Source organism: Candidatus Accumulibacter aalborgensis, assembly GCF_900089955.1.
Taxonomy (GTDB): Bacteria; Pseudomonadota; Gammaproteobacteria; order Burkholderiales; family Rhodocyclaceae; genus Accumulibacter; species Accumulibacter aalborgensis.
The window spans coordinates 85021-110196 of record NZ_FLQX01000095.1 but is presented as its reverse complement, the minus strand read 5'-3'; the positions used below and the strand labels follow the sequence as shown (position 1 = coordinate 110196).

Below are 25176 nucleotides of genomic sequence, written 5' to 3'. Positions count from 1 at the left end.
GTTGTTATTCGACCTCGAGCTCCTTGACCCGCATCTCGGTGCCTCCGGTGGCCTCCACCGGGTAACCGCCGCAGGCTGGGCAGGGGTCGTACAGTGCCGCGAGCGGCACCGTCTTGTGGCAATTAAAGCATAAACCCTGGCCGGCCACGGCGATTACATTCAGTGTCGCGCCGTCGGCCAGTGTGCCGCGGGTAACGGCGTCAAAACAGAAGGAAATCGCCTCCGTTTCGACGACCGAGAGTTGCCCGATTTCGAGCACGACCGAGCGGACGCGCTGAAATTTCTGCGCCCGCGCAGCGTCCTCGACGATCTGCAAAATGCCCATGGCCAGCGACATCTCATGCATCGTCGTCGACCTTCCACACGCATGGCACGCACGGATCGAGTGACAGCGCCAGGCGACCAGCCGTGAGCAGGGCGTCGCCACGCGTCGGCGCCGGGCAGCCGACGATTTCGCGGACAAAAGCGCCTTGCGGATGAAAGTTCCATTCGGTCGGCGCGACGATGAGATAGCGATGAACCCGGTCGCCGTCAACTTCGATCCGGTGCAGCAAGGTGCCGCGCGCCGTCTCGACGCGCGCCAGACCACAGCCTTCAGCGACCGCTGCCGCGTCGAGCAGGGTTGCCAGGCGAGGCAGATCGACCAGTCCCTGCGCCAGCCAGCGCAGCTCGGCTTGGCGAGCCAGTAGCCGTGCGCGCACGCGCCGGCCGCTGGCAAGCAGCGCAGCCACCTCGGGATCGCCGGCATGCCGGGCCAGCACACCGGTCTCGGCCGGCTGGCCGGCAAAGGTAGGTAACTCGGAAAAGTCCGCTCTATCAATGTGCGACGCCCATTCAGCGACCCCGATCTGTGACAGCAGGCTCACCGCATTGACTGCGGCAGCGTCATCGAACTGCGGCGGAGGTATTTCTTCCAGCCAGTTCGAGAACTCAGCTCCCAGCGCCGCGGCGGTCGCTTGGTCGCCGATCCCCTGCAGGCGCTTGCGCCAGGATGAGAGATCTTTCCAGGGGTTGGAACGGAAGCGCTCACCGCATATCTGCGGCCAGGAGATCAGGAGATGGTACAGGTGTTCGGCAATCGCCTCACTCGCGATGTTCAGTCCCAGATCGATCCTGGCGTCGATTCCCGCTTGCTCGCCGCGCACCGCCAGCAGAGCGAGCCGCGCCGCCGCTCCCTGTGCGTGGCGGCAGAGGCTGAACAGGCGGGGAACGACTTCGACGACACGGGCAAGGGGCAATCCACGCAGCGCACGCGCCACCGGCGGACGGGTCGAATTGATCTCGGCCGCAACGATCTGCGTCCCATCCCACGCCAATGTCAGCTCAAGAGACCCTGTGTTCACTGCCTCGTTTCCGGAAATTGCCTGGAAAGGGTACTCAGAGCCGTTGAATCGATTTTGATTTCGATCAATCCGGGGCTAAACTCGCGCCTTCACAATACACTCTCTTCGGCTGCGGCCGCTTTCGTGACCTCAGCGAGCTCCCTGACAGCCCTTTCTTGCATGCTTGACGCCTTGAATCTGGAGTGTGTGCGCGGCGAACGCCGCCTGTTCGCCGGCGTCAGTTTCCGGCTGGATGGCGGCGAGATGCTCTGGCTGCAGGGAACGAACGGCGCGGGCAAGACCAGCCTGCTGCGCATGGTGTGCGGCCTGACGCCAGCGGCAAGTGGCGAAATTCGCTGGCGCGGCCAGCCGATCGGCGGACTTGGCGAGGCGTTTCGCGGCGAACTATGCTACCTCGGCCACCACAACGCGATCAAGGACGATCTCACGCCGTTGGAGAACGTGTTGTCGGCGGCGAAACTGGCTGACGAGACGCTCGACGAGGAGGCTGCACTCGATGCTCTCGAACGGGTCGGCCTGCGCGGCCGCGAGGATCTCGCCTGTCGCTACCTTTCGCAGGGACAGAAGCGCCGCGCGGCGCTGGCCCGCCTGGTGCACGAGAAGCGCGCGCTGTGGGTGCTCGATGAGCCTTATGTCGCGCTCGACCGGGCGGCCGTCGACCTCGTCGCCGGACTGATCGGCGCCCATCTGCAGCGCGGTGGGCTGGCGGTCGTCACCACCCACCAGCCGGTGGCGGTGTCGGCAGGCGCGCTACGCCAAGTCTGGCTTGGCGCAGTCGATACCGCCGACGGGCGCGACTAGCGCGCGACAAGATGCTAGAATTGATCGGCGCCGTCATTGGCCGCGACCTGCGACTGGCGATGCGACGGCAGGCCGACATCGTGGCGGCGATGTTTTTTTTCATCATCGTCGTCAGCCTGTTCCCACTCGGCGTTGGACCGGAAGCCGATCAGTTGCGCAAGCTCGCGCCAGGCGTGTTGTGGGTCGCAGCGCTGCTGGCAACGATGCTGTCGCTGCCACGGATGTTTGCCGATGACCACCGCGACGGCACACTCGAACAACTGGCGCTGGCGCCACAACCGCTCGGGCTGATCGTCCTCGGCAAGGTCATCGCGCACTGGCTGGTCGCCGGCTTGCCGCTCTGCCTGCTGGCGCCGGTGCTGGGAATCCAGTTCGATCTGGCGAACGACGCACTGGCCGTACTGACCCTGTCGCTGTTGATCGGCACGCCGGCGCTGTCCGGCATCGGTGCCATTGGTGCCGCGCTGACACTGGGTGTGCGCGGCGGCGGCGTGCTGCTGTCGCTGCTCGTCCTGCCACTGTATATTCCGGTCCTGATTTTCGGCGCCGGCGCGGTTGACGCGACGGTGAGCGGGCTTGGTGCACAAGCCCATTTGTCGCTGCTTGGCGCTCTGGCGCTGGGCGGTGTTTTTTTTGCGCCGTGGCCGACCGCTGCGGCGCTGAGAATTGCCCTGGAATGAAGCCCGCAAGCTTGACATGAATGAATGAGTGACCGACTGATCAACTGGTTCAGATACGCCAGCCCGCAGACTTTTTACCCGCTCACCGGCAAGCTGATTCCGTGGTTCTGGGCGTTTGCGGCGATCTTCGCTGTCGCCGGGCTGACCATCGGCTTTCTGCTGGCGCCGACCGACGCGCAGCAAGGTGAAGGCTATCGAATCATCTTCCTGCACGTGCCGGCATCGTGGCTGTCGATGTTCATTTATCTGGTGATGGCCTTCTGGGCCGCGACTGGACTGGCCTTCAACACCCGCCTGTCGGGGATGATGGCCTCGGCGCTGGCGCCGACCGGCGCGCTCTTCGCTTTCCTGTCGCTGTGGACCGGAGCGTTGTGGGGCAAGCCGATGTGGGGTGCCTGGTGGGTCTGGGACGCGCGCCTGACGTCCGAACTGATCCTGCTCTTCCTCTATATCGGCTTCATCGCCCTGCAGGCAGCGATCGACGACCCGCGCCGGGCCGACAAGGCCGGTGCAATCCTCGCTCTGGTCGGCGTGGTGAACGTTCCGATCATCTATTTCTCGGTCAAGTGGTGGAATACGCTGCATCAGGGCGCTTCGGTCAGTTTGACCAGGGCGCCCAGCATGGCCGCGATGATGCTCTGGGGAATGGTGCTCTGCGCGCTGGCCTGCTGGATGTACAGCATCGCGGTCGCTTTGATGCGTGTCCGCACGATCATGCTCGAGCGTGAGCGGCACACCGACTGGGTACGCGCATTGCTGGCCGAAAAGGAGTAGGCGAATGCATTGGAACAGTTTGTCCGAGTTTCTGGCCATGGGCAACCACGGCCTCTACGTCTGGGGATCAGTGGTGGTGATGGCCTTGCTGATGGTGGCGGAACCGATGCTGGTCCTGCAGGGTCGGAAGAGACTGGTCGCGCGCCTCAAACGCCAGTACCGTGCGGAGCAACCGGTCACCAGGAGCGGCAGTCAACGCACGACGGGTATGACTTCGACTTCGCCTACAGCCACGTGCAGGAGCAGCGATTGAAACCTCGTCACAAGCGCCTCGCGCTGATCGTCGGCGGCCTGGCCATACTCGCCATCGCCGCCACGCTGGTGCTCAACGCCTTCCAGAGCAATCTGGTGTTCTTTTTTTCGCCGACGCAGGTCGCTGCGGGCGAAGCGCCGAAGGGCAAGAACTTCCGCATCGGCGGCATGGTCAAGGACGGCTCGCTGCAGCGCGAGGCGGACGGCGTCACGATGCGTTTCATCGTCACCGACACTGACCAGGAAATGGCGGTCGCCTACAAGGGGATCCTGCCGGATCTCTTCCGCGAAGGAAAAGGCGTCGTCGCACAGGGCAAGCTGGGCGAGAATGGTGTCTTCGCGGCCAGCGAGGTGCTCGCCAAACATGACGAAAACTACATGCCGCCCGAGGCCGCCAAGGCAGTCGGCGATGCACACGAGCGGGCAGCGATCAACAAGGCAACTGCCGAAGCAGCCGCCAAAACCCTCAAGCCGTAAAGCAAACCATGCGGACGACAAACTCATGATTCCGGAACTCGGCAACTTCGCGCTCATCCTCGCGCTCTGCGTCGCCCTCGCTCAGGGGACACTGCCGCTGATCGGCGCCCACACCCACCGGCAGTCTTGGCTTGCGCTGGCCCGGCCGGCAGCGATCGCACAAGCGCTGCTGCTGGCGGTCGCTTTCGGCTGCCTGACCACCTCCTTCGTGCACAACGATTTCTCGGTACTCTATGTCGCGCAGCATTCGAACACCCTTTTACCGCTGCAGTACCGGGTCGCCGCCGTATGGGGCGGACACGAAGGATCGCTGCTGCTCTGGGCGATGATGTTGGCGCTGTGGACGCTGGCCGTCGCCGTCTTGTCGAAACAACTTCCCGAGCACATGGTGGCCCGCGTGCTGGGCGTTCTCGGACTGGTTGCTGCCGGCTTCCTGCTCTTCATCCTGCTCACCTCCAATCCCTTCGAGCGCCTGCTGCCGGCCGCCGAGCAGGGGCGCGACCTCAACCCCTTGCTGCAGGACCCCGGGCTGATCATTCACCCGCCGATGCTGTACATGGGCTACGTCGGCTTCTCGGTGGCCTTCGCTTTTGCCATCGCCGCGCTGCTCTCGGGTCAACTCGACGCCGCCTGGGCGCGCTGGTCGCGACCGTGGACTCTGGCAGCGTGGGTTTTCCTGACCGTGGGTATCGCGCTCGGCTCGTGGTGGGCGTACTACGAACTCGGCTGGGGCGGCTGGTGGTTCTGGGACCCGGTCGAGAACGCCTCTTTCATGCCCTGGCTGGTCGGTACGGCGCTGGTGCACTCGCTGGCCGTGACCGAAAAACGCGGCAGTTTCAAGAACTGGACGGTGCTGCTGGCGATCGCAGCATTTTCGCTCTCCTTGCTCGGCACCTTCCTGGTCCGCTCGGGCGTCCTGACCTCGGTGCATGCCTTCGCCACCGACCCGCGCCGCGGCATCTTCATCCTCGCCTTCCTGGTCACCGTGATCGGCGGATCGCTGGCGCTTTTTGCCTGGCGCGCACCCAAGGTGGGACTCGGTGGCCGCTTCGGCCTGCTCTCGCGCGAATCGCTGCTGCTCACCAACAACGTGCTGCTCGTCGTCGCCTGCGCCTCGGTACTGCTCGGCACGCTCTATCCGCTCCTGATCGACGCGCTCGGCGCCGGCAAGCTGTCGGTCGGGCCGCCCTACTTCGACGCGGTCTTTGTGCCGCTGATGTTGCCGGCCGCTTTCCTGATCGGCGTCGCGCCCTTTGCCCGCTGGAAGCACGCCAGCGTCGGCGAACTGGCGCGAACCCTGCGCTGGGCGTTCCTGGCGGCGGCGGTGGTCGGTGTCGGTGCGCCCTTCTTCTTCGGTCAGTGGAAGCCTCTGGTGGCACTGAGCCTGTTGCTTGCAGCGTGGATCATGCTCAGCGGGCTGCTCAATTTCGTCCAGCGTGTGCAATCGACACGCGCCGGCCAGCCATTCATCGCCGCCGCGCGCCGGCAGCCACGCAGCTTCTTCGGCATGCATCTGGCGCACTTGGGCATTGCGGTATTCATCGTCGGAGTGACGGTAGTCAGCGCCTATCAGGCCGAGAAAGACGTCAAGATGGAAATCGGCGACACCGTCAGCGTCGGCGGCTACACGTTCAGGTTCAACGGCGTACGTGCCGAACAGGGGCCCAATTACCGCGCTCTGGTCGGCGACCTCGATCTGACCAGGGATGGCCAGACGGTGCGCAAGATGTTCCCCGAAAAGCGCTTCTACGTCGCCTCGTCGATGCCGATGACCGAAGCCGCCATCGATACCGGCTGGCTGCGCGACGTCTATATCTCGCTCGGTGAGCCGATCGACAAGTCCAGACCGGACGCCGCCTGGGCGGTTCGCGTCTACTACAAGCCCTTCGTCGACTGGATCTGGGGCGGCTGCGTGCTGATGGCCCTTGGCGGACTCTTGGCCATTACCGACCGCCGCTATCGGCTCAAGGCAGCCGCCCGCTCATCGCTGCCCTCGGCCGCCGCCTCGCCCAGCGTATCGCTGGCCCAGAACGTGTAAGGGCGCGCTGATGAACCGATTTCTCTGGCCGCTGATCGGCTTTGTCGCTCTCGTCGCTCTACTGGCCGTCGGGCTCAACCTCAACCCGCGCGACGTCCCCTCGCCACTGGTCGGCAAGCCGGCGCCGATATTCTCGCTGCCACGACTCGCCGCGCCGGAACAAACCTTCTCGCCCAAAGAGATGCTCGGCAAAGTCTGGCTACTCAACGTTTGGGCATCGTGGTGCGTTTCCTGCCGGCTGGAACACCCGGTGCTGGTCGAACTGGCGAAGCGCCAGACGGTGCCGCTGGTCGGCCTCAATTACAAGGAAGTGCGGGGTGACGGCGCGATAGACATGGACAAGCTGCCGCCCGGTGCAGAAAGGACGATGGTCATCGAGCGTGCCGCCGGCTGGCTGGCGAAACACGGCAACCCGTACACGCTGTCTGTGCTCGACCTGGACGGTCGTGTCGGCATCGACTACGGCGTCTATGGCGTCCCGGAAACCTACGTCATCGACAAGGCAGGGATCATCCGCATGAAGCACACCGGCCCGATCACCGCCGACGTCTTCTCCGGCAAGATCCTGCCGCTGATTGCCGAGTTGTCGAAATGAGACGCTGGCTGATGGTTTTTCTGCTCGCCCTCGCGGGAAGCTTTGGCGGGCAGACGCTGCACGCCGACGAAGCCGTGCCGCTGGCGGACAACGAGCTGACCGAGAAACGCCTGGTCGCGATTTCCTCCGAATTGCGCTGCCTCGTCTGCCAGAACGAGTCACTCGCCGGGTCGCACGCCGAACTCGCCAACGACCTGCGCCGCGAGATACGGACGCTGATCGAGGACGGCAGGAGTGACGCCGAGATCATGGAGTTCATGGTCAGCCGCTATGGCGACTTCGTCCGCTATCGACCACCGTTGAAGGGAACGACGCTGCTCCTGTGGTTCGGCCCTGGCGTGCTGTTCATCGTCGGCCTCGCGGCGCTGGTGCTTTACCTGCGCCGACGTGACCGGGCGATCGAGGAGACACCGCTGAGCGCCGACGAACAACGTCAGGCGGAGGCTCTGCTGCAGGACAAGGATTCTCGCCAAGGACTCTCATGACCGGTTTCATCATCGTCGCGGCGCTGCTCGTCGTCGCCGTGCTCGCCATCCTTCTGCCACCACTTTTGCCAACGCTCAGACGTACGCCGCGGTCATCAGGCGCCGCCGACCGCAGCGAAGCCAATCTGGCGATTTTCCGCGACCAGATCAAGGAACTCGAACGCGAGCACCACGACGGTTTGCTCACTGATGCCGATTTCGAGCAATCGAGGAGCGAACTGCAGCGTCGCCTGCTCGACGAAGTTGAGCCACCGACCGCCGAGCTGACCGATGTCCCCGGTGGCCGCAGGACTGCCCTCACGCTACTGCTCATCATCCCGCTGGCCGCCGCTGCCGGTTATGCGCTGCTGGGCAACCCGCGCGCGCTCGACCCGCTGCAGCGCCAGGCGAGTCTTGCGCCGGAACAGATCGAGGCGATGGTCGCCGGCCTGGTCGAAAAGCTCAGGAAGAACCCCGACGACGCCAAGGGCTGGGTGATGCTGGCGCGTTCGTACAAGGTGATAAAGCGCTTCCCCGACGCTGCCGACGCCTACAGCCATGCCGGGACCCTCGTTGACCAGGATGCGACGCTGCTCGCCGACTATGCTGATGTGCTCAGCCGGGCCAGGGGCGGCAACCTGCAGGGCAAACCAAACGAACTGGTCGAGCGCGCGCTGAGGATCGACCCGGACGAACCGCAGGCGCTGCTGCTGGCCGGCGCTGCGTCCAGCGACCGCCAGCAGTTCGCCGCCGCTGCTGATTACTGGGCACGCCTGCTGGCGCAACTCGAACCCGGCTCCGAAGAAGCCGGCGCCCTCGAAGCGGCGATCACCAAAGCGCGCGAACTCGCCACCCAAACCTCAGGCGACAAGCCCGGCAGGAAACCCGTCGCCAGCGCCGTCGCGGTCAGTGGCGAAGTGACGCTGAGCGGCAAGCTTGCCGGACAGGCGAAGCCGGACGACGTGCTGTTCGTTTTCGCGCGCGCGGACGAAGGGCCGCGCATGCCACTGGCCGCGACCAAGGCCAGGGTGGGCGACCTGCCGTTGCGCTTCCGCTTCGACGACTCGATGGCCCTTGCCGGCGGCAGGAAGATCTCGGATTTCGCTTCGGTCACCATTGAGGCTCGCGTCGCCAAGGCCGGCAAGCCGCAGAGTTCGACGGGCGACCTTTTCGGCCGGCTCAGCGGCATCAAACCGGGCAGCCAGAATCTGCGCCTGCTGATCGATCAGGTGCAACCATGAACCGCTCGCGCGCCATCGAACTGCTCACACAGAGCAAGCCGGTACTGAGCGTTCGCTACGGAGTCAAGGAACTTGCCCTGTTCGGATCAACCGCACGCGACGCGGCGCGGAATGACAGCGACGTTGATGTGCTGGTCAGCTTTGATGGTCCGGCTACGTCGGAGCGCTACTTTGGCGTTCAGTTCTACCTCGAAGACCTGTTCGGCGTGCCGATCGATCTGGTGACCGACAAAGCCTTACGCCCCGAGTTACGACCGTTCGTGGAAAAGGAAGCCGTGCATGTCTGAGCAGCCAACGCGCGAATGGCGCTTCTACCTCGACGACATGATCGGCTTTGCGGAGAAGGTGATCGGCTACACCGACCAACTCGACCAGACTTCGTTTGTCGTAAGCGGCTTGGCGTACGACGCTACCTTGCGCAACCTCGAACTGATCGGTGAGGCCGCAACTCACATCCCCGATGCCGTGCGTGCAGGCAATCCACAGGTGCCGTGGCGGCTGCTCATCGCCACCCGGAACCGGCTGATTCACGGCTACCTGGGGATCGACAACGATACCTTGTGGAGCATCATCCAGAGCGACATTCCGGTGCTCTTGCCAGGACTGCGGCACCTCCGGGAATGTACGAACCAGTGCTCGTCCAGGCGGCGATAAACCTGGATGCGAATTCTTTCCTGATCGATCAGCACGTATTCCCGCAAGCTCGCCAGTTGTCGGTAGGTGGCGAACTTTTCGCCGATGTCGAAAGCGGCGGTGCTTGCCGATAGCACCTCGGCCACCAGAACTGGCGAGCGCTTGACGTAGCGGTCGCTCTCGGCGCAGGTCACCAGCAGGTCCGGGTAGTGTTCGAACGTGAAGGTTGGCAGCGATGCGGCCTTGACCATGATGGGACTTCAACGAACGCTATTCGATGCTGTCCTTGACGCTGGACACCAGCGCTGCGGGCACCATGCTCTCCGGGACCTCCACCGTCTTGGTACCGGTTGGCGTCTGGCGCGAGATCCGGTAGCTGAAACCGTCACGCATCGGCGCGTTCCCGGGCACGGCGCGGGCCTTTCCCTGGCTGGCAAACAAGGCATCGACGGCAGCCTGGTCCGCCGCCGACAGATCAGCAAGCGAGCATTCTCCACGGCTCTTGAGGTGCGGACCGCCAAAACCGCCCAAACCTCCGATCCGCTCTATCTTGACGATGCCCATGGTCGCTTGTCCCGATGTTGGCGGCTGACTACAGCCCAACGGCGATCCAGCCAGCATTGACGGCACGCTGCAGAGCAACGTTACCCGGATACATCGAAACAGCCAGCTTTCGCGTGCGGTCGGCAAAGGTCTTCATCCTCATGTTGACACTGGGCTTGAAACCAGTCATCGCTTTGTACCAGATCTGGCCGACCTTCTCCCAGCTCTGGCCACCGACCGCCATGGCAATCTTGTAGAAGGCGAAGTTGGCGATGCCGCTGCTGTAGTGCGGGTCCATGCCGGCATGATAGTTGGAAAAATGGAAGGGCTGCGGCGCGAGGCAGTGCGCGGCGCCCGGACTTGCCATGTCACGCAGGCAGGTGAAATGGCGAGCGATCGCGCCAGGTCCCATGATTTCACTGCCGATCAGCCAGTCGGCTTGATTGACGGTCTGACCTGCCCGCCACTGGCGGAACATGGTGCCGAACACATCCGATATGCTTTCGTTGAGGCCGCCAGCCTGGTTGCTGTAGGCAAGCTGCAGCGTGTGCTGGGTCACTCCGTGCGTCAGCTCGTGGCCGATGACGTCGTTCGACTTGGTGAAATCGATGAAAATGTTGGCGTCGCCATCGCCATAGGTCATGCGCATGCCATTCCAGAAGGCGTTGTTGTAATTGACGCCGTAGTGCACCGAAGACCCCAGCGTCATGCCAGCATTGTCGATCGAATTGCGGCCGAAAACGGTCTTGTAGAACTCCGCAACGGCCTTCGTTTCGTCATAGGCGCGCTTGATGGTCAGATCGGCCGAACTGCCGGGGTTGGCCACCGGCGCACCGGGCAGCGTCTGGCTATGGTTGCAGTCGGCGACGGTGATCGCCGGCGTAGCGACCGTCGCGACCGGTGCGCGCGACAGGGCGGCCGTGACGTTGGTCAGCTTGCCCGCCTGCAAGCGCAGCTTGCGCATCTCCGTATCGACCAGCGCGGTATCGGCGAAGTTCTTCCGTTCCGGTGCGGACAGTTTCTCGTCTTCGGCAAAGCGCTTCAAGACATCGTTGGGAATGATCGAACAATGGCATCTCATGACGGCATCCTCCAAGTCAAAAAACCCACATTAAATCCAGCGCAAGTCGCGATGAATTTAATGTGCACCATGCTCTCGGGGAAGCGCGCTGTCAACACTCACTCGGTCAAAAGTCACCGCGCGAGCAGCCGCCGGAGGATCGGCTCCAGCCTGGCTTCGTCGAGCCGGCCCAGGCGGCTCATCTCGAGTCGCCCGTCGCGGCTGATGACCAGCGTATAGGGCAGGCCCTTGACCTGCACGCCCGGCGTCTCGCTGATCGCCGGCGTCGCCACCAGCAGCGGATAGCTCACCGGTCTGGAGTTGACGAAGGTGCGCATGTTGTCTACATCGTCGATACCGATGCCAACGAACTGCACACCCTGGGCAGCAAACTGGCCCTGCAGGCGTGAGAAAGCAGGCATTTCCTCGACACACGGGGCGCACCAACTGGCCCAGAAATTGACCACCAGCACCTTGCCGTGCCATTGCGAAAAGGCCTGCGGACGGCCTTCCAGATCGGGCAGCGTCAGCATCATGACCGCGTCTGCTGCTTTCTGTCCCTCTTCCGGCGTTACTTGCTGCGACGAGATCAGACCGGCGGGACCACCATCGGCCGGCGAACGGCCTGGATCGAGCAGTCGAAAAGCGAGCCAGCCGACAGTGGCCAGCGTCAGCACGCCGGCAGCCACCGCCAGGCTCAGCGCGTGCCGCGGCTTCATTCCGGCGCGCGCTGCGACATCGCCTTCAGGCAAACGAGGACGAACATCAGTCCGCCGATGACCGCAATCAGGCCACCGAGGCCCATCATTCCCATGCCGATCTTCTGCGGCAGCGTAGTCAGCAACTGGTCGGCACCGGCGACCTTGCGCTGCACACCATAGCCCCCCGACCACGCCAGGCCGAGCACATGAACGAGCTGACCGAGGCCATAGACGTAGGGCTGCCAGACCGCCAGCCGGCCTGCAGCGCGGCCGAAACCGAGGCTCGGCAGCAAGGCGTAGGTGAGCCCCATGAAGGCCAGCGTCACGCCGACCGTCGAACCGTGGTAGTGCGCCGGGATGACGACGTTGACCCCGTGAATCATGTAGCCCAGCACACCGCCGAGCGCAAAGAGGGTGAAGGACGCGATGAAAGCCGACCTGGCCGGATCGGCGGGAACGCCGCGCAAGCCCCACAGCGACAGGCCGCCGAGCAGGATCAGCGGGCCCATGTAGGGGTGACCCCAGAGCATCAGCCTGGCGAACAGCTCCATGTGCGGCAGCGAACCCGCCGGTACCAGCAGGTAAATGGCCGGCACGGCGAGCAGCGGCAGGGCGGCAACCAGGAAGAGGATCGACACCGCGCGCGGCGAGGCGATCGACGGACGGCCGAGCTGCTCGGCAATCCACAGCCAGGCGACGACCATCAGCAGTGCATGCTGAAACTGCAGCGTGTGTCCGCCGCCCCAGAACAGCACCTCGTAATAGTTCAGTTCCTCGATCCACGGCACCATCGACCAGGAGCAGAAGAAAGCGGCCAGCGCCAGGAAGCCTGCGACAGCGCCGAGGAAGGCGCCCAGGCGCAGCGGCTCACCAAGAAAGCTTTGCGGCCAGGTGGTGATCAGCGCCCGCAGAACGGTCAGACTCAGGCCGATGGCGAAGATCCAGATCGAGGCAAAGAACAGTGGCTGCCTGAGCACCGGGATGTAGTTGTTGAGCACCGGTTCGGCAGCGGGAAAAAATGGCGAAATGCTCATCAGCGCCGTCCCCAGCGCGGCCAGGGTGAACCCGCTCCAGCCGAGCCACGCCAGCCCGGCGCCGCCGACGGCACACCAGATTACGGCAGCAAAAGCCATGAACCAGACGGCCACCGAAAGATCGACGTGCACCACCAGCGCGGCACGAAACAGGTCCTTCAGCGGAAAGACATCCTGGATGCCCGGCGTTCTCGACAAGACCAGCAGAACGGCGAGCAGTCCCGAGCCAATCAGCGCCGTCACGCCCAGCCACAACCAGGCGCGCGCCAACCCGGCGGGTGTTCCCGGCGCGATTGTCGGCACCGCAGGCGCTCCTGAAGAGAGCTTCATCATTTGCAAATCCACACCCGCCTCACGCCAGAAAAATCGGGCCAGTATAAGGCCAGGCGGTTTGCTCTGCCAAGCTCGGCCTTGTTCCTGCACGCCATGAGCGAGCCAGCCGCAAGCCGGCAATCTTGCACCTGCTTGCCAACGTCAAGAAAGCGTCCGTCGGAGCGATCTCGTGGCGGACTTGCCCCTGACGATTACAAGTGCGAATATTGGCGTTTTCTCCCAACGATTCTGGCTGACGTCTTACGGGAACCCCATGCAATCACATCAACACGGCATCAACATCGAAGCGCTGCTGGCGCATGTGCCGCTGTTCAATGAGCTGACCGCTGACGAAATCAGGCGCCTCGCGCGCGGCACGCGTGAAGTCAGCGCCGGCCGTGGCGACATCCTGTTCCACAAGGGGGACACACCGACCGGTTTCCATCTTTTGGTCTACGGGCAGATCAAACTGGCATTCACTTCGCCGCAAGGCGGAGAAAAGGTCGTGGACATTCTGGGGCAAGGTCAGACTTTTGGCGAAGCCGTGATGTTCATGGAAAAGCCGTACATGGTCTATGCGCAGGCGCTGGCCGACTCGCTGCTGCTGCACATCGCCAAGACCGCGATCCTCGACGAACTCGACGCTGACCCCCGGCTCGGTCGCAAGATGATCGCCGGCCTCTCGATGCGCCTGCACCACCTGATCACCGACGTGGAATCATACTCTCTGCATTCTGGTCGCCAGCGAATCATCGGCTACCTGCTGCGGGAAACTCTCGACGACGCTGAGAAGACAATCATCGTCACACTGCCGACCAACAAGGGCGTCATCGCCTCACGTCTCAATCTGACGCAGGAGCACTTCTCGCGCATACTGCACGACCTCTCGCAGAAGGGGCTGATCGCGGTTGAAGGGAGACGAATCCACATTCCCGATGTCGAGAAACTGCGCCACCATGATCAATGAAGACTGCAGCACCCGGAGCACCTGCCGAACAAACTCACGAGGAGACACCGAGAATGGGATTTGAAACAGAAATCAAGCTGAGCTTGCCGGCCAGCGCCACGCGCCGCCTGCCGGCGCACCCGTTGCTGGCAGCCGACAAGCCGCTCCGACTGAAGCTGGTCAATACCTACTACGACACGCCCGAACGGCGGCTCCAGCACAAGCGCATCGCCGTGCGCTACCGCCAGAAGGGTACCGAGTGGCTGCTGACCGTCAAGAGCGACGCCCCCTCCCCCGGCGGGCTGGCACAGCGCCGGGAATGGGAGGCCCCTGGCCAGCCAGGCGAATTCGATTTCTCACACGTTGACAACCAGAAGCTGCGCCGCTTTCTCGAATCGGTGACGCCTGAACTGGTGCCCACGTTCACCACCGACTTCACGCGCGCCTTGTGGGTTCTGACACCGCAAGAGGGAACGCGTATCGAAGTCGCACTGGACCGTGGCAAAATCACGGCCGGCGAGCGCCATGAAACCATCTGCGAGGTAGAGCTGGAACTGCTCGAAGGCAGCGTCGCCGATCTCTTTGCCGCGGCGCTCGCCCTGCAAGCCGATCTGCCGCTGCATCCCGAAGGCGCCAGCAAGGCCGAGCGAGGCTACCGGCTGGCGACCGATGCCGCGCTGGCGCCGGTCAGGGCGGCCAAGGTGCCGCTCGAAATGGGTATGTCGAGCATCGCGGTCTTCCGCAGCACCGTCTTCTCGTGCCTCGGACAACTGCAGGGCAACGAGCGCGGCGTCCGCGAGAGCGATGCGCCCGAATTCATCCACCAGGCACGTGTCGCCATGCGCCGCCTGCGTTCGGCGATCCGGCTCTGGCGACCGCTGCTGCCGGCAGACTATGTCAGCAACTTCGACCCACGCTGGCGGACGCTGACCAATCAACTGGGCGACACGCGCAACTGGGACGTCTTCATCACCGAGATTCTGCCGCCGATCAGCAAGGCGTTTCCCGAGCACAGCGATCTGCAGCGGCTGGCCAGCCGGGCAGACACCGAGCTGGGCGGGTGCCGCAAGCTGGCACAGGCGGCGATGATCTCGCCGACCTACTCGCAACTGCTGCTCGAATTCACTGCCGCCACCGTCGCGCTGGCGGAAAGGAAGAAGCCACCGATCGCCGCTTTTGCACCCCGCTCGCTGAACAAGCGCGCCAAGAAGGTCGCTGAACTGGCGGCTGAAACGAAGGATTCGCATCCCGAAGCGCGTCATGCGCTGCGCATCGCTCTGAAGCGCCTGCGCTATGCCATCGAGTTCTTCGCTCCGCTGTTCCCGGCGCGACGCATGCAGCGCTATCACCAGAGCGCCGCCGGTCTGCTCGAACTGCTCGGCCGGATGAACGACATCGTCGTAGCCGAAACGCTGGCCGTCCAGGCGCTACCCGGCCACGACAGCGACCTGGTCCGGGCCTGGCTGGCCGGGCGTAACGATCTGATGCTCGGTCAGCTCGACGCGCTGCTGGGCGAGTTCCTCAGCCACCGGGCGCCCTGGGAGCACGGCTGACGGTCATGGTGAGTCAAAGCACCCCAACGGATGAAAGCCATGACCGTTCCCTCCCTTGCAGGGCGCATTCCGGCTTGCACGCCGGAATCGCTCGCTGGGCACGGAGCATGCTCCGCGAATTCCCCATCTCGCCCCCCGACCCCTCTCCCGCAAGCGGGCGAGGGGAGCTTCGTGAGTCGCTGACGCGACTTTCACCTTAAACCATGCGCCACCGGGGAGCGCCGCGGGCGCTGATCGCGCTTTTCCTCGGAGTCCTGACCCTGCCGACCGCGCGCGCGGCGGACCTGCCGCCGGCCGTCAGCCAGGCTCTGCAGGACGCCGGCATCCCGGCGCGCTCGGTGGGCATCGTCGTCCAGGCGGTCGACGGTGGGCCAGCGCTGCTCAGTCACAACGCCCATCAGCCGATGAACCCCGCCTCGGCGATGAAGCTGGTCACCACCTACGCCGGCCTCGAGTTGCTGGGGCCGGCGCATACCTGGCGCACGGAAGCGCTGGCCGAAAACGCCCCGGCCGATGGCCAACTCGATGGCCCACTGTATCTGCGCGGCAGCGGCGACCCCAAGCTCGCGCTTGAACAGTTCTGGCTGTTGCTGCGCCAACTGCGCGCGCGTGGGGTGAACGAAATCAGCGGCGACCTGGTGCTTGATCGCAGCGCCTTTGCGCTCGCCGCACACGACCCTGGCGAGTTCGACAACGAGCCGCTGCGGCCCTATAACGCGGGTCCCGATGCGCTACTGGTCAACCTCAGGAGCGTGCGCCTGACGCTACAACCCGACCCGGCGCACAAGACGGTCAACGTGATTGCCGAGACGCCTAGCGAGGGCCTGCGCGTCAGCAATCACCTGAGCCTCGGACGTGAGGCCTGCGGCGACTGGCGCGAGCAGGTCAAACCGGCGGTGAGCGGCCAGACCGTTGAGCTCAGCGGCAGCTTTCCAGCCGCCTGCGGCGAGAAAGCACTGCACCTGGCGCCGTGGTCAGCCGACCAGCAGGTCGAGGGCCTATTCCGTGCCCTGTGGCGTGAACTCGGTGGCAGCTTCGGCGGCCGCGTGCGCGACGGACGGGTGCCGGCAGGGGCGCGCACGCTGGCCATTCAGGAATCCCCCGCGCTCGGCGAGATCGTTCGCGACATCAACAAGTTCAGCAATAACGTCATGGCCCGCCAACTTTTTCTGAGCCTCGACAGCGAGCGTCCGGCGACCGCCGACGGCGCGCGTCGGCAGATCGCCGGCTGGTTGCAGGCGAAAGGGCTGAAACTGCCCGAACTGGTGCTTGAGAACGGCTCCGGCCTGTCGCGCAGCGAGCGCATCTCCGCCGAAGGCCTGGCACTATTATTGCGCGCCGCCTGGCAGAGCCCGGTGATGCCCGAACTGATCGCCTCTCTGCCGCTCGCCGGCGTCGATGGCACTTTGCGCAAACGTTTTGGCGATGGCTCGGCGACCGGGCGCGCGCATCTGAAAACGGGCTATCTCGAAGGCGTACGGGCGCTGGCCGGTTATGTGCTCGACCACAGTGGCAAGCGCTGGATCGTCGTCTGCCTGCTCAACGACCCGAAAGCCAGACTCGGCAAACCAGCGATGGATGCGCTGCTGCTCTGGGTGGCGAAGCGCTGAGAGCGAGTGACGCCCGAGCAGCGCGCTGGGCGACAGGATTGCGCAGGTCGGTTTGGCAGGGGGTCGGGTTACGACCTGTCAAAACGCGACCTGCGACTTTTTTGCGGAAGCTGGTGATTCAGGTCAGGTGCGCTTGCGGCGGCCAAAACCGAGACCTGCGAGACCGAGGCCGAACAGGGCAAGGCTGGCGGGTTCCGGAATGCAGTTGCTCGTCCCGCTACAAGGAATGTCAGCACCAAAAGTGATGTTGTCGTAACCCGTCTGATTTGCCGTGCCGCCGAAGTCGATCGAGTACGCCGTGCCACCGAAAGCCACCCCGATCGGCGTAAAGTTGCAGAACGCTCCAGTCGGATCACCCACACAGTTATCCGTAAACTGTGCGGCCAAGTTGATCGAGGCGATCACGTTGCCGCCGCCGGCCGCCCCGCCCACGGCATCATACACATTGACCGTGGCAGCCGTGGACGACGTGTAGTAGAAGGAAAACCCGGTCTGGAAACCTGCCGCATAGTCCAGCACGGCGTTGTTCGCGTCCAGGAAGAACATGATGGTGTTGGGCGACGGTTCGTTGGCGAAATTGCCAGAGCCACCGGCGTCAGCATCAATAAGGGCCAAGGTGGCGGGGCTAAATACGACCCCGATACCGCTGTAGAAATTGCCTACAGGGGTGTTGTTGGCGAGGCCTTCAAAATCGAGCGAAACGATTGCCGACAACGAAGGGGCGCTGTAGACCAAGCCAGCCGTCAGCAGGGCAGTGCAGAGACGATTCAGCTTCATGAGGATATCCTTTTTGTCTAATGGTATGAATCAACGGTGGTAGCGGACTGGCAGTCGCCATGGCACTTCGTTACCGACCAGGAAGATGGAGGAAGAAACCAAATTTCCACACCTCGATCTTGGCAAAGCACAATCTGTGCCAAAATACACAGTCCGCAAAACAGTGCATTGACTTAATGGGTTTTCCCCTCTCCTCAGCCTGTTTGCCGAACAAGAAATCGTCGGTCTTTTGCCGGTGTCGCAAACCCGAGCAACAGTACGACCGTCGGCGGTTTCTACGACGGTGGTACCAGCGGTGACGGCAACACCGGCACCAATTACGGTGTCGCGTTTTCGAGCAATGCGCTGGCAATCAACTCCTACAATGGCTGCTGCGAGCCCGACAGCCCGACGCCCGGCATCCTGTTTTTCCTCTCCGGGGGTGCGGTGACCATCGATGTTGCCGCTGGTTTCGACACCGGCTTTTCTTTTTACTACGCGTCGAACAGCAGTGCATTCATCAACGTCTATGACGGTCTAGGGGGCACGGGCAACGTTCTGGCGTCGCTGTCGCTGGCAAATAACTTCAGCAACAACTGCTCCTATTGCGTCTGGGACCCGATCGGCGTCAGCTTCGCCGGCACCGCAAAATCAATCGACTTTGGCGGCGGCGCGAACTTCGTCGCCTATGACGACATCACTTTCGGCTCGAAAACCCCAGGCCAACTGCCCGAGCCTGGTAGCGTGGAGCTGATGATGATCGCGGGTCTTGGCATGCTCGCTTCCGCGTTGCGTCGCCGCAAACCCGCCAGCGCCGCCTGAGTCTTTTCGCAGCGCGCAGTCTCGATAAGCACGCCGGAGCAATCCCGGCGTGCTTATCGATTTCGCTTGTGTACGCCTACGCTTATCAAACCACTTCTCCTTGCTCACCAATCATCGTCCGCTTTGGCGGCTGGCGGCCCAAGGTGAAAAAGATGCAGACGCCAGAAAACCCGGCCTAGACCAGCCAACCGTCGCGGACGAAGGCCTCGAACTGCGGCGCCGGCAGCGGCGGACTGAACAGGTAGCCCTGCCCTTCGTCGCAGCCCTTCGCACAGAGGAAGGCGAGTTGTGCCTCACTTTCGACGCCCTCGGCGATGGTCTGCAGGCCGAGGTTGTGCGCCAGGCCGATCGTCGCCGCGACGATCGCGGCGTCATCGGGGTCGGCAGCCAGGTCGGCGACGAACGAGCGATCGATCTTGAGCTTGTGCACCCGAAAACGCTTGAGGTAGCTCATTGATGAATAGCCGGTCCCAAAGTCGTCGATCGACATGCGGACGCCACGCCGGCGCAGCCTGTCCATCGTCTCGATGGCGGCCAGCGGGTTGTCCATGGCGACGCTCTCGGTCAGCTCCAGCTCAAGGTACTCTGCCGGCAACTCCTCCTCGTCGAGAATTCGGGACACCCACTCGGTTAGATTCGCCTGACGGAACTGCACCGCCGAGAGATTGACCGCCACCGTTATCGGTGGCAGGCCGGCTTGCTGCCAGAGACGCATCTGGAGGACCGCCGTCCGTAACACCCACTCGCCGATCGACAGAATGAGCCCGCACTCCTCGGCGATGGGGATGAACTCAGCCGGCGAGATCATCCCCAGTTCGGGATGCTGCCAGCGCAGTAGCGCCTCGGCTCCGATCAGGCGGCGGCGACCGACGAGCGCGAACTGCGGCTGGTAGTGCAGGCGCAACTCGCCATGCACGACGGCGCGCCGCAGCTCGTTCTCGATTTGCAGCATGCGCGTCGAACGCTCCTGCATCTCGGCGGTGAAAAAACAGTAGGCATTGCGACCACGCTGCTTGGCACGATACATGGCCGTGTCGGCACACCTCGACAGTGCCTCGAAGGTGTCGCCGTCAGCCGGGTAGAGGGCAATTCCCAGCGACACCGTGCACACCAGTTCGTGCTGCTCGATGCAATAGGGCGGTGCGGTGACTTCCAGCAACTTGGTCGCCACGTGCGCCGCGCCGTCGGCATCGGTATTGGGTAACAGCAGAACGAACTCGTCGCCACCGAGGCGGGAAACCGTGTCGTCGTCGCGCACGGCGCGTTTAAGCCGCCCGGCAAGCTGGACCAGCAAGTCGTCGCCAATCCGGTGACCGAGCGAATCATTGACGTTCTTGAAGCGATCAAGATCAAGGAAGATCAGCGCCAGCGACTCGTGACCGCGATGGGCGCGGGCCAGATCATGCCTGACGCGCTCGTTGAGCAGCGTACGGTTGGGCAGGCCGGTCAGTGAGTCGAAATGGGCCAGACGCTGGATGCTTGCTTCGGCCTCCTTGTGCTCGGTCATGTCGATGAGCGTACCAAGGTAACCGGCGAGTTCGCCCTGCGCGTCGCACATCACGGTTACCGAGATCCGGACACTGATGCGGCGACCATCCTTGCGAATCCCGATCATCTCGCGTTCATCGGTCGCTCCTGTGGTGCGCGCCCTGACGACCAGAGCGTCGAAGCCGACTTCGACCGGGTAGCCCAGTGCTTCGCTCTGAGCTTCAGCGATGGCCGCGAGTTCGTCGTGATCGTGAAAGAGCGTCGGCGTGACCCGACCGACGACTTCGTCGGCGCAGTAGCCGAAGATCGCTTCCGCACCGGGGTTGAAGACCGTGATCAGGCCTTGCCGGTCGGTGGCGACGATACCGCAGGCGGCACTGGCGAGCACCGACGCTTTCAGCGCCTCGCTCGCCCGCAGAGCCTCCTCCACCCGCTTGCGCTCGGTGATGTCGCGCGAGATGACCACAAACCGCGTCTCGTCACCGACCTTCGCCGGCTTGCGGGCCACCGACAGTTCGAACCAGAAGCGGCCATGGGCCAAAGGCAATTCAAACTGCCGACCGACCGAGTGGCCCGTCGTCAGCGCCTCCTGCAAAGCGGACAGGCAAACGGCGGCGGCATCCGGAGGCAGAACATCGGACACCCGTTTACCGAGAAGGACCTCGGGCGGTGCCGCCAAGAGATCGGTACGCGGTGAGTGGTAGTCATGGTAGCGGCCATCGAGGCCCAGTTCGAACATCAGATCAGGGATGGCCGCCAGCGTCGCTTCAAGCTTGGCGGTCCGCTGCCGAACGACGCGCCGCAAGGTCACTACCCAGATCAGCAGCAATGCACCGACCAGCGAGCCGACCAGCAGCGCATAGCCAAGATAGCGCGTATGGGGCGAGAGAGCGAATGGAATACCCATCCATTTCTCGCGCAAAGCCTTCTCTTCGCCCGCAGTGATCTCGGTAAAGCCGCGCTGCAGCAGCGCCAGCGTCGCGGCATCGCCCTTGTGGACGGCGCGGTGAAACTCGCCGGAGTAGAGCGTAAAGGCCTTGTTGAACCATTGTTCGGCACTGTTCAGATAAAGCAGGTAGTTGGCCGGTGGCTCGTCGAGGCAGAACACCCGGACTCTTCCCTCGACTGCTCCGCGGACCAGCGCCTGGTAACTGGCAAAGAGCTGGACAGTGTCAATACCCGCCGCAGCAAGCTCCTCAACGCAGGCATCGCCGGCCTTCACACCAACCAGAAAACCGTGCAGGGTGTCGAGATCGACGATTCCTCCGATACTGGAATGGGTATAGATCGAAACCGGAATGGGTTCATAAGGTGCTGAGAAATCGAGTAGGCGCTCACGCTCAGGGGTCCTGAAGGCGGTGTCGAGCACTTCCACCTCCCGATTCGCCATACGTTGCTGCGCCGTCGACCAATCGCTGCCCAGCAGCTCGACACGGACGCCGGTTTTCCTTTCCCACAGCTTCCAGCTATCGACCAGATAACCCATCAGCCTGCCGCTGCCGTCGCGAAACACATACGGCGGATAATTGTCGTCGATCGCCACCCTCAGCACGGCTGGTGGTGGCTGCTCGCTGGCAGGAGCACGCAAGGCATCGCCAGCAAGGCGACGGCCAGGGACAGGAGGCAAGCCCTAAGAATAAAGCTCATCAATACGCGTCATCCACTCGACCAATGGTCGATGATCATCCATAACCCGTTCGGCATTTGAAGGCCACGGGTGGTAGCTCGTAGCTGATGGGGGTGACGAAGGAACCCCAACACGACGCCCCCGACCTGACCGGACACCTTGGGGTTCGTTCCTCACCCCAAGCTACGAAACGTTCAGCCGCCGCCGACCGGTCTTCCTCCGGCGAGTGCCAGCCAGCCTCGGATGACGCGATAGGCGACCCACAGACCAAGGATGACGATCAGCACCCAGGCGATCGGAATGCCGATGATGGTGATGATCAGCAAACCATAAACCAGCAGCCAGAGGGCGGTGAACCAGAAAGTGCGGATCTGCCAGCGATAGTGGCTGTCGAGCCAGGTTCCGGCAACCTCGCTGCGCTTGAGGTAGTTGAGAACGACGGCAATCAGCGACGGCACGCCGAAAACGAAGGCGCCGGCGACCGTCGCCGCGCCGCTTACCCCGACGACCACCGCCAACGCATGCAGACCGTAGATGACATGGCACCAGGCGCGCGCTCCGTCGAGGTTCACGTGGGGAATCAACTGCTCACTCATCTCGCACTCCATCAAGTAGCCGACGCACTGGCAGGTAACAGTTTACAGCCCCAGATCGCTCCATAGCGCGTCTACCCGCTGTTTCACCGCGCTGTCCATGACGATCGGCGTTCCCCACTCGCGACTGGTCTCGCCGGGCCACTTGTTGGTCGCGTCGAGGCCCATCTTGCTGCCCAGACCGGCGACCGGGCTGGCGAAGTCGAGATAGTCGATCGGCGTGTTCTCGATGATCAGGGTGTCGCGCGCCGCGTCCACCCGCGTGGTCATCGCCCAGATCACCTCTTTCCACTCGCGGATATTCACATCGTCGTCAACGACGATGATGAACTTGGTATACATGAACTGACGCAGAAAACTCCAGATACCGAACATCACGCGTTTCGCGTGGCCAGGGTACTGCTTCCTGATGCTGACCGTCGCCAGACGATACGAGCAGCCTTCCGGCGGCAGGTAGAAATCGACGATCTCGGGAAACTGCTTCTGCAACAGCGGGACGAAGACTTCGTTGAGCGCCACGCCAAGCATCGCCGGTTCGTCGGGCGGTTTGCCGGTGTAGGTGCTGTGATAGATCGGCTGCGCACGCATGGTCAAGCGCTCGATGGTGAACACCGGGAAACGGGACTGTTCGTTGTAGTAGCCGGTATGGTCGCCATACGGCCCTTCAAGCGCGCTTTCCGCCGGATCGATGAAGCCTTCGAGAACGATCTCGGCCGATGCCGGCACCTGCAGATCGGAACCCAGGCACTTCACCAGTTCTGTTTTGGCGCCGCGCAACAGGCCGGCAAACTGATATTCCGAGAGCGTGTCCGGCACCGGTGTCACGGCGGCAAGAATCGTCGCCGGATCGGCGCCGAGCGCGACCGCCAGCGGAAAAGGCTGGCCAGGGTGGGCCAGGCAGTGCTCGCGAAAATCGAGCGCGCCGCCGCGATGCGCCAGCCAGCGCATGATCACCTTGTTCGCGCCGACCACCTGCTGGCGATAGATGCCCAGATTCTGCCGCGTCTTGTGCGGCCCGCGGGTCACCGTCAACCCCCAGGTGATCAGCGGTGCCGCGTCACCCGGCCAGCAGAGCTGGATCGGCAGTCGCGAGAGATCGACGTCTCTCCCCTCCCGGACGATCTCCTGGCACGGTGCCGACGAGCGCAGCCGGGGCGCCATGTTGAGCACCTGCTTCAATACCGGCAGCTTGTCCCAGGCGTCCCTGAGTCCTTTCGGCGGCTCGGGTTCCTTGAGGTAGGCGAGCAGCTTGCCGACCTCGCGCAGCGCCAGCACCGACTCCTGCCCCATTCCCAGTGCCACCCGTCGCGGCGTGCCGAAGAGATTGGCCAGCACCGGCATCGTGTGCCCGCGTGGGTTTTCGAAGAGCAAGGCCGGCCCGCCGGCACGCAACACCCGATCGCAGATTTCGGTCATCTCGAGCCGCGGATCGACCTCGACGCCAATACGCTTGAGTTCGCCAAGATTTTCGAGTTGCGCGATGAAGTCGCGCAGGTCGTGGTATTTCATCGCAAACGATAGGAATAATGACAGGCCACGCAGGCGGCGGTCAGCGAGGGCAGCGCGGCGATCGTCGTGTCGCGGTCGCCGGTGGCGGCAATGCGGGCAAACTCGCTGGCCGCCTTGTGCCCGTCCATGCCTATGCCGTGCATCGCGGGCGGCATGTGCGGCCCGGGACGGGCGTCGAAGGGTTGACTGCGATGCTTGCCCATTGCCGAAACGCCAAGCTCCTTCTCGGCGACTTCGCCGGCCTCTGTGAGCTTCCCGGCCGCCACCAGGCCGAGAATTTCGTTCAGTGCCAGCAGGTGGGCACGCATCTCGGCGCGCAAACTGGCTTCCGCGGCGGCTGGCATAGGCGCCAGTTGGCGACCATCGTCGGCTGCGTGCACGCCGGCGGCGAGCAGCGCGAGCAGGAAAACAAGAGCGATCTTCATGCCAAAAAACCCTTCGCAAACAGAAAATCGACGGCAATACCCGCAAAGACGCTGGCGCCAAGCCAGTTATTGTGCAGGAAAGCCTTGAAGCAACGCTCCGGATTACGCTCTCGGATCAGCGTGTAGTGGTAGGCGGCGATCGCCGCCGCGCTCAGCAGTCCGGCGCAGAACCACCCGCCCAGACCGATCCGGTAACCGATGGCGCCGATCAAGCCAAGCGCCAGCGTATAACAGAACATCACCGCCGCGACATCGGCCTTGCCGAAAGTGATCGCCGAAGTCCGGATGCCGATCCTGAGATCATCGGCACGGTCGACCATGGCGTATTCGGTGTCGTAGGCGATCGCCCAGAAGACGTTGGCCAGCAACAGCCACCACGCTTCCGGCGGCACTGTGTCGAGTTGTGCCGCATAGGCCATCGGGACGCCGAAACCGAAGGCGACGCCAAGATAGGCTTGCGGAACGGCAAGAAAACGCTTGGTGAAAGGATAACTGGCGGCCAGCAGAAGCGCCGCGACCGACAGACCGATCAGCAACCAGCTCTGCAGGAGGAGAACCAGGGCAAAGGCACATCCGGCGAGCAGGCTGGCGAGCAGCAAGGCTTCCCTGACCGAGACCTGGCCGGCGGCCAGCGGACGGTTCCTGGTCCGCTCGACGTGCGCATCGAACTTGCGATCGGCGACATCGTTGATCACACAGCCGGCCGAGCGCATCAGGACCGTGCCGAGGACAAAGATCCAGACCACCAGCCCGTGCGGCGCGCCCCGCGCCGAGAGCCACAACGCCCACAGCGTCGGCCAGAGCAGCAGCAGGATACCGATCGGTCGGTCGAGGCGCATCAGCCGTTCGTAAAGGTCGAGCCGTTCGCGCAGCTTGTCGCCTGAAATCCCCATGACCGT

The 25176-nt window shown here is 63.6% G+C and carries 27 protein-coding genes and 1 pseudogene; 15 read left to right on the top strand and 13 right to left on the bottom strand.

Translation table 11 applies throughout. The features are described from left to right. Positions 1 to 4: 4 nt before the first annotated feature. Together hypA and ACCAA_RS06990 are read right to left on the bottom strand one after the other, a co-directional pair. Complete coding sequence (gene hypA, locus ACCAA_RS06995) at positions 5 to 346, bottom strand: hydrogenase maturation nickel metallochaperone HypA (RefSeq protein ID WP_186406507.1); 342 nt, start codon at positions 344 to 346, stop codon at positions 5 to 7. Further along, a complete protein-coding gene (locus ACCAA_RS06990) occupies positions 339 to 1343 on the bottom strand; it encodes a nickel-dependent hydrogenase large subunit (RefSeq protein WP_186406506.1) in 1005 nt (334 codons plus the stop codon). Before ACCAA_RS06990 ends, hypA begins: the two co-directional genes overlap by 8 nt. A gap of 159 nt (positions 1344 to 1502) precedes the next feature. On the opposite strand from ACCAA_RS06990, the gene ccmA reads away from it, so the two are divergent. Genes ccmA through ACCAA_RS06935 form a run of 11 tightly spaced genes read left to right on the top strand, consistent with a single transcriptional unit; the run spans position 1503 to position 9319 of the window. Beyond that, positions 1503 to 2144 (top strand): cytochrome c biogenesis heme-transporting ATPase CcmA, encoded by a 642-nt coding sequence (ccmA, locus tag ACCAA_RS06985; protein WP_186406505.1) that lies wholly within the window; start codon positions 1503 to 1505, stop codon positions 2142 to 2144. Positions 2145 to 2155: 11 nt separating this feature from the next. Beyond that, positions 2156 to 2824, top strand: a complete 669-nt coding sequence (gene ccmB / locus ACCAA_RS06980; RefSeq protein WP_186406504.1) for a heme exporter protein CcmB — start codon at positions 2156 to 2158, stop codon at positions 2822 to 2824. A gap of 24 nt (positions 2825 to 2848) precedes the next feature. Continuing rightward, positions 2849 to 3598: a heme ABC transporter permease CcmC gene (gene ccmC / locus ACCAA_RS06975; RefSeq protein ID WP_186406503.1), complete on the top strand. Its 750-nt coding sequence runs from the start codon at positions 2849 to 2851 to the stop codon at positions 3596 to 3598. 4 nt (positions 3599 to 3602) lie between these two features. Beyond that, positions 3603 to 3851 (top strand): heme exporter protein CcmD, encoded by a 249-nt coding sequence (gene ccmD / locus ACCAA_RS06970; protein WP_186406502.1) that lies wholly within the window; start codon positions 3603 to 3605, stop codon positions 3849 to 3851. After that, positions 3848 to 4327: a cytochrome c maturation protein CcmE gene (gene ccmE / locus ACCAA_RS06965; protein WP_186406501.1), complete on the top strand. Its 480-nt coding sequence runs from the start codon at positions 3848 to 3850 to the stop codon at positions 4325 to 4327. The genes ccmD and ccmE overlap by 4 nt, the downstream gene beginning before the upstream one ends. 25 nt (positions 4328 to 4352) lie before the next feature. Next, positions 4353 to 6365, top strand: coding sequence for a heme lyase CcmF/NrfE family subunit (locus ACCAA_RS06960; RefSeq protein WP_186406500.1), 2013 nt, complete (start codon positions 4353 to 4355; stop codon positions 6363 to 6365). Positions 6366 to 6375: 10 nt separating this feature from the next. Next, a complete protein-coding gene (locus tag ACCAA_RS06955; protein ID WP_186406499.1) occupies positions 6376 to 6960 on the top strand; it encodes a DsbE family thiol:disulfide interchange protein in 585 nt (194 codons plus the stop codon). Continuing rightward, entirely contained in the window at positions 6957 to 7445 is a 489-nt protein-coding gene (locus ACCAA_RS06950; RefSeq protein ID WP_186406498.1) for a cytochrome c-type biogenesis protein, read from the top strand. Before ACCAA_RS06955 ends, ACCAA_RS06950 begins: the two co-directional genes overlap by 4 nt. Beyond that, positions 7442 to 8665: a c-type cytochrome biogenesis protein CcmI gene (gene ccmI / locus ACCAA_RS06945; protein WP_186406497.1), complete on the top strand. Its 1224-nt coding sequence runs from the start codon at positions 7442 to 7444 to the stop codon at positions 8663 to 8665. The genes ACCAA_RS06950 and ccmI overlap by 4 nt, the downstream gene beginning before the upstream one ends. Then, the gene (locus tag ACCAA_RS06940) at positions 8662 to 8952 is read left to right on the top strand and encodes a nucleotidyltransferase family protein (protein WP_186406496.1); all 291 of its coding nucleotides are present in this window, start codon (positions 8662 to 8664) and stop codon (positions 8950 to 8952) included. Before ccmI ends, ACCAA_RS06940 begins: the two co-directional genes overlap by 4 nt. Beyond that, positions 8945 to 9319: a HepT-like ribonuclease domain-containing protein gene (locus tag ACCAA_RS06935; protein ID WP_186406495.1), complete on the top strand. Its 375-nt coding sequence runs from the start codon at positions 8945 to 8947 to the stop codon at positions 9317 to 9319. The genes ACCAA_RS06940 and ACCAA_RS06935 overlap by 8 nt, the downstream gene beginning before the upstream one ends. A gap of 35 nt (positions 9320 to 9354) precedes the next feature. Here the strand turns inward: ACCAA_RS06935 and ACCAA_RS21975 are convergent. The 5 genes and pseudogenes from ACCAA_RS21975 to ACCAA_RS06915 all read right to left on the bottom strand — a co-directional run. Further along, a pseudogene (locus ACCAA_RS21975) lies at positions 9355 to 9549 on the bottom strand (Uma2 family endonuclease); the annotation flags it as partial. Between the two features lie 19 nt (positions 9550 to 9568). Then, positions 9569 to 9862 (bottom strand): protealysin inhibitor emfourin, encoded by a 294-nt coding sequence (locus ACCAA_RS06930; RefSeq protein WP_186406494.1) that lies wholly within the window; start codon positions 9860 to 9862, stop codon positions 9569 to 9571. 28 nt (positions 9863 to 9890) lie between these two features. After that, the gene (locus ACCAA_RS06925) at positions 9891 to 10922 is read right to left on the bottom strand and encodes a M4 family metallopeptidase (protein WP_186406493.1); all 1032 of its coding nucleotides are present in this window, start codon (positions 10920 to 10922) and stop codon (positions 9891 to 9893) included. A gap of 113 nt (positions 10923 to 11035) precedes the next feature. Then, positions 11036 to 11620 (bottom strand): TlpA family protein disulfide reductase, encoded by a 585-nt coding sequence (locus ACCAA_RS06920; RefSeq protein WP_186406492.1) that lies wholly within the window; start codon positions 11618 to 11620, stop codon positions 11036 to 11038. Then, entirely contained in the window at positions 11617 to 12969 is a 1353-nt protein-coding gene (locus ACCAA_RS06915) for a heme-copper oxidase family protein (RefSeq protein WP_186406491.1), read from the bottom strand. Before ACCAA_RS06915 ends, ACCAA_RS06920 begins: the two co-directional genes overlap by 4 nt. A 253-nt stretch (positions 12970 to 13222) precedes the next feature. Between ACCAA_RS06915 and ACCAA_RS06910 the strand changes: the two genes are divergently transcribed. The 3 genes from ACCAA_RS06910 (at position 13223) to dacB (ending at position 17057) form a co-directional block, all read left to right on the top strand. Continuing rightward, positions 13223 to 13915, top strand: coding sequence for a Crp/Fnr family transcriptional regulator (locus ACCAA_RS06910; RefSeq protein ID WP_186406490.1), 693 nt, complete (start codon positions 13223 to 13225; stop codon positions 13913 to 13915). Between the two features lie 53 nt (positions 13916 to 13968). Further along, positions 13969 to 15447, top strand: a complete 1479-nt coding sequence (locus ACCAA_RS06905) for a CYTH and CHAD domain-containing protein (RefSeq protein ID WP_186406489.1) — start codon at positions 13969 to 13971, stop codon at positions 15445 to 15447. Between the two features lie 203 nt (positions 15448 to 15650). Continuing rightward, positions 15651 to 17057, top strand: a complete 1407-nt coding sequence (gene dacB / locus ACCAA_RS06900; RefSeq protein WP_245754477.1) for a D-alanyl-D-alanine carboxypeptidase/D-alanyl-D-alanine endopeptidase — start codon at positions 15651 to 15653, stop codon at positions 17055 to 17057. Positions 17058 to 17180: 123 nt separating this feature from the next. Here dacB and ACCAA_RS06895 read toward each other — a convergent pair whose 3' ends face one another. After that, complete coding sequence (locus ACCAA_RS06895) at positions 17181 to 17834, bottom strand: PEP-CTERM sorting domain-containing protein (protein WP_186406488.1); 654 nt, start codon at positions 17832 to 17834, stop codon at positions 17181 to 17183. A 426-nt stretch (positions 17835 to 18260) separates the two neighbouring features. On the opposite strand from ACCAA_RS06895, the gene ACCAA_RS06890 reads away from it, so the two are divergent. Then, positions 18261 to 18635, top strand: coding sequence for a PEP-CTERM sorting domain-containing protein (locus ACCAA_RS06890; protein WP_186406487.1), 375 nt, complete (start codon positions 18261 to 18263; stop codon positions 18633 to 18635). Between the two features lie 175 nt (positions 18636 to 18810). Here ACCAA_RS06890 and ACCAA_RS06885 read toward each other — a convergent pair whose 3' ends face one another. From ACCAA_RS06885 to ubiA, 5 genes are all read right to left on the bottom strand, one after another. Further along, positions 18811 to 21711 (bottom strand): EAL domain-containing protein, encoded by a 2901-nt coding sequence (locus ACCAA_RS06885; protein ID WP_186406486.1) that lies wholly within the window; start codon positions 21709 to 21711, stop codon positions 18811 to 18813. Positions 21712 to 21944: 233 nt separating this feature from the next. Next, positions 21945 to 22346, bottom strand: a complete 402-nt coding sequence (locus ACCAA_RS06880; RefSeq protein ID WP_186406485.1) for a DUF4870 family protein — start codon at positions 22344 to 22346, stop codon at positions 21945 to 21947. A gap of 42 nt (positions 22347 to 22388) precedes the next feature. After that, positions 22389 to 23852, bottom strand: coding sequence for a 4-hydroxy-3-polyprenylbenzoate decarboxylase (gene ubiD / locus ACCAA_RS06875; RefSeq protein WP_186406484.1), 1464 nt, complete (start codon positions 23850 to 23852; stop codon positions 22389 to 22391). Beyond that, positions 23849 to 24277 carry a cytochrome c gene (locus ACCAA_RS06870; protein ID WP_186406483.1) on the bottom strand — a complete coding sequence of 143 codons (429 nt, stop codon included), beginning with the start codon at positions 24275 to 24277 and terminating at the stop codon, positions 23849 to 23851. The genes ubiD and ACCAA_RS06870 overlap by 4 nt, the downstream gene beginning before the upstream one ends. Then, positions 24274 to 25170 (bottom strand): 4-hydroxybenzoate octaprenyltransferase, encoded by an 897-nt coding sequence (ubiA, locus tag ACCAA_RS06865; protein WP_186406482.1) that lies wholly within the window; start codon positions 25168 to 25170, stop codon positions 24274 to 24276. Before ubiA ends, ACCAA_RS06870 begins: the two co-directional genes overlap by 4 nt. Between the last annotated feature and the right edge of the window lie 6 nt (positions 25171 to 25176).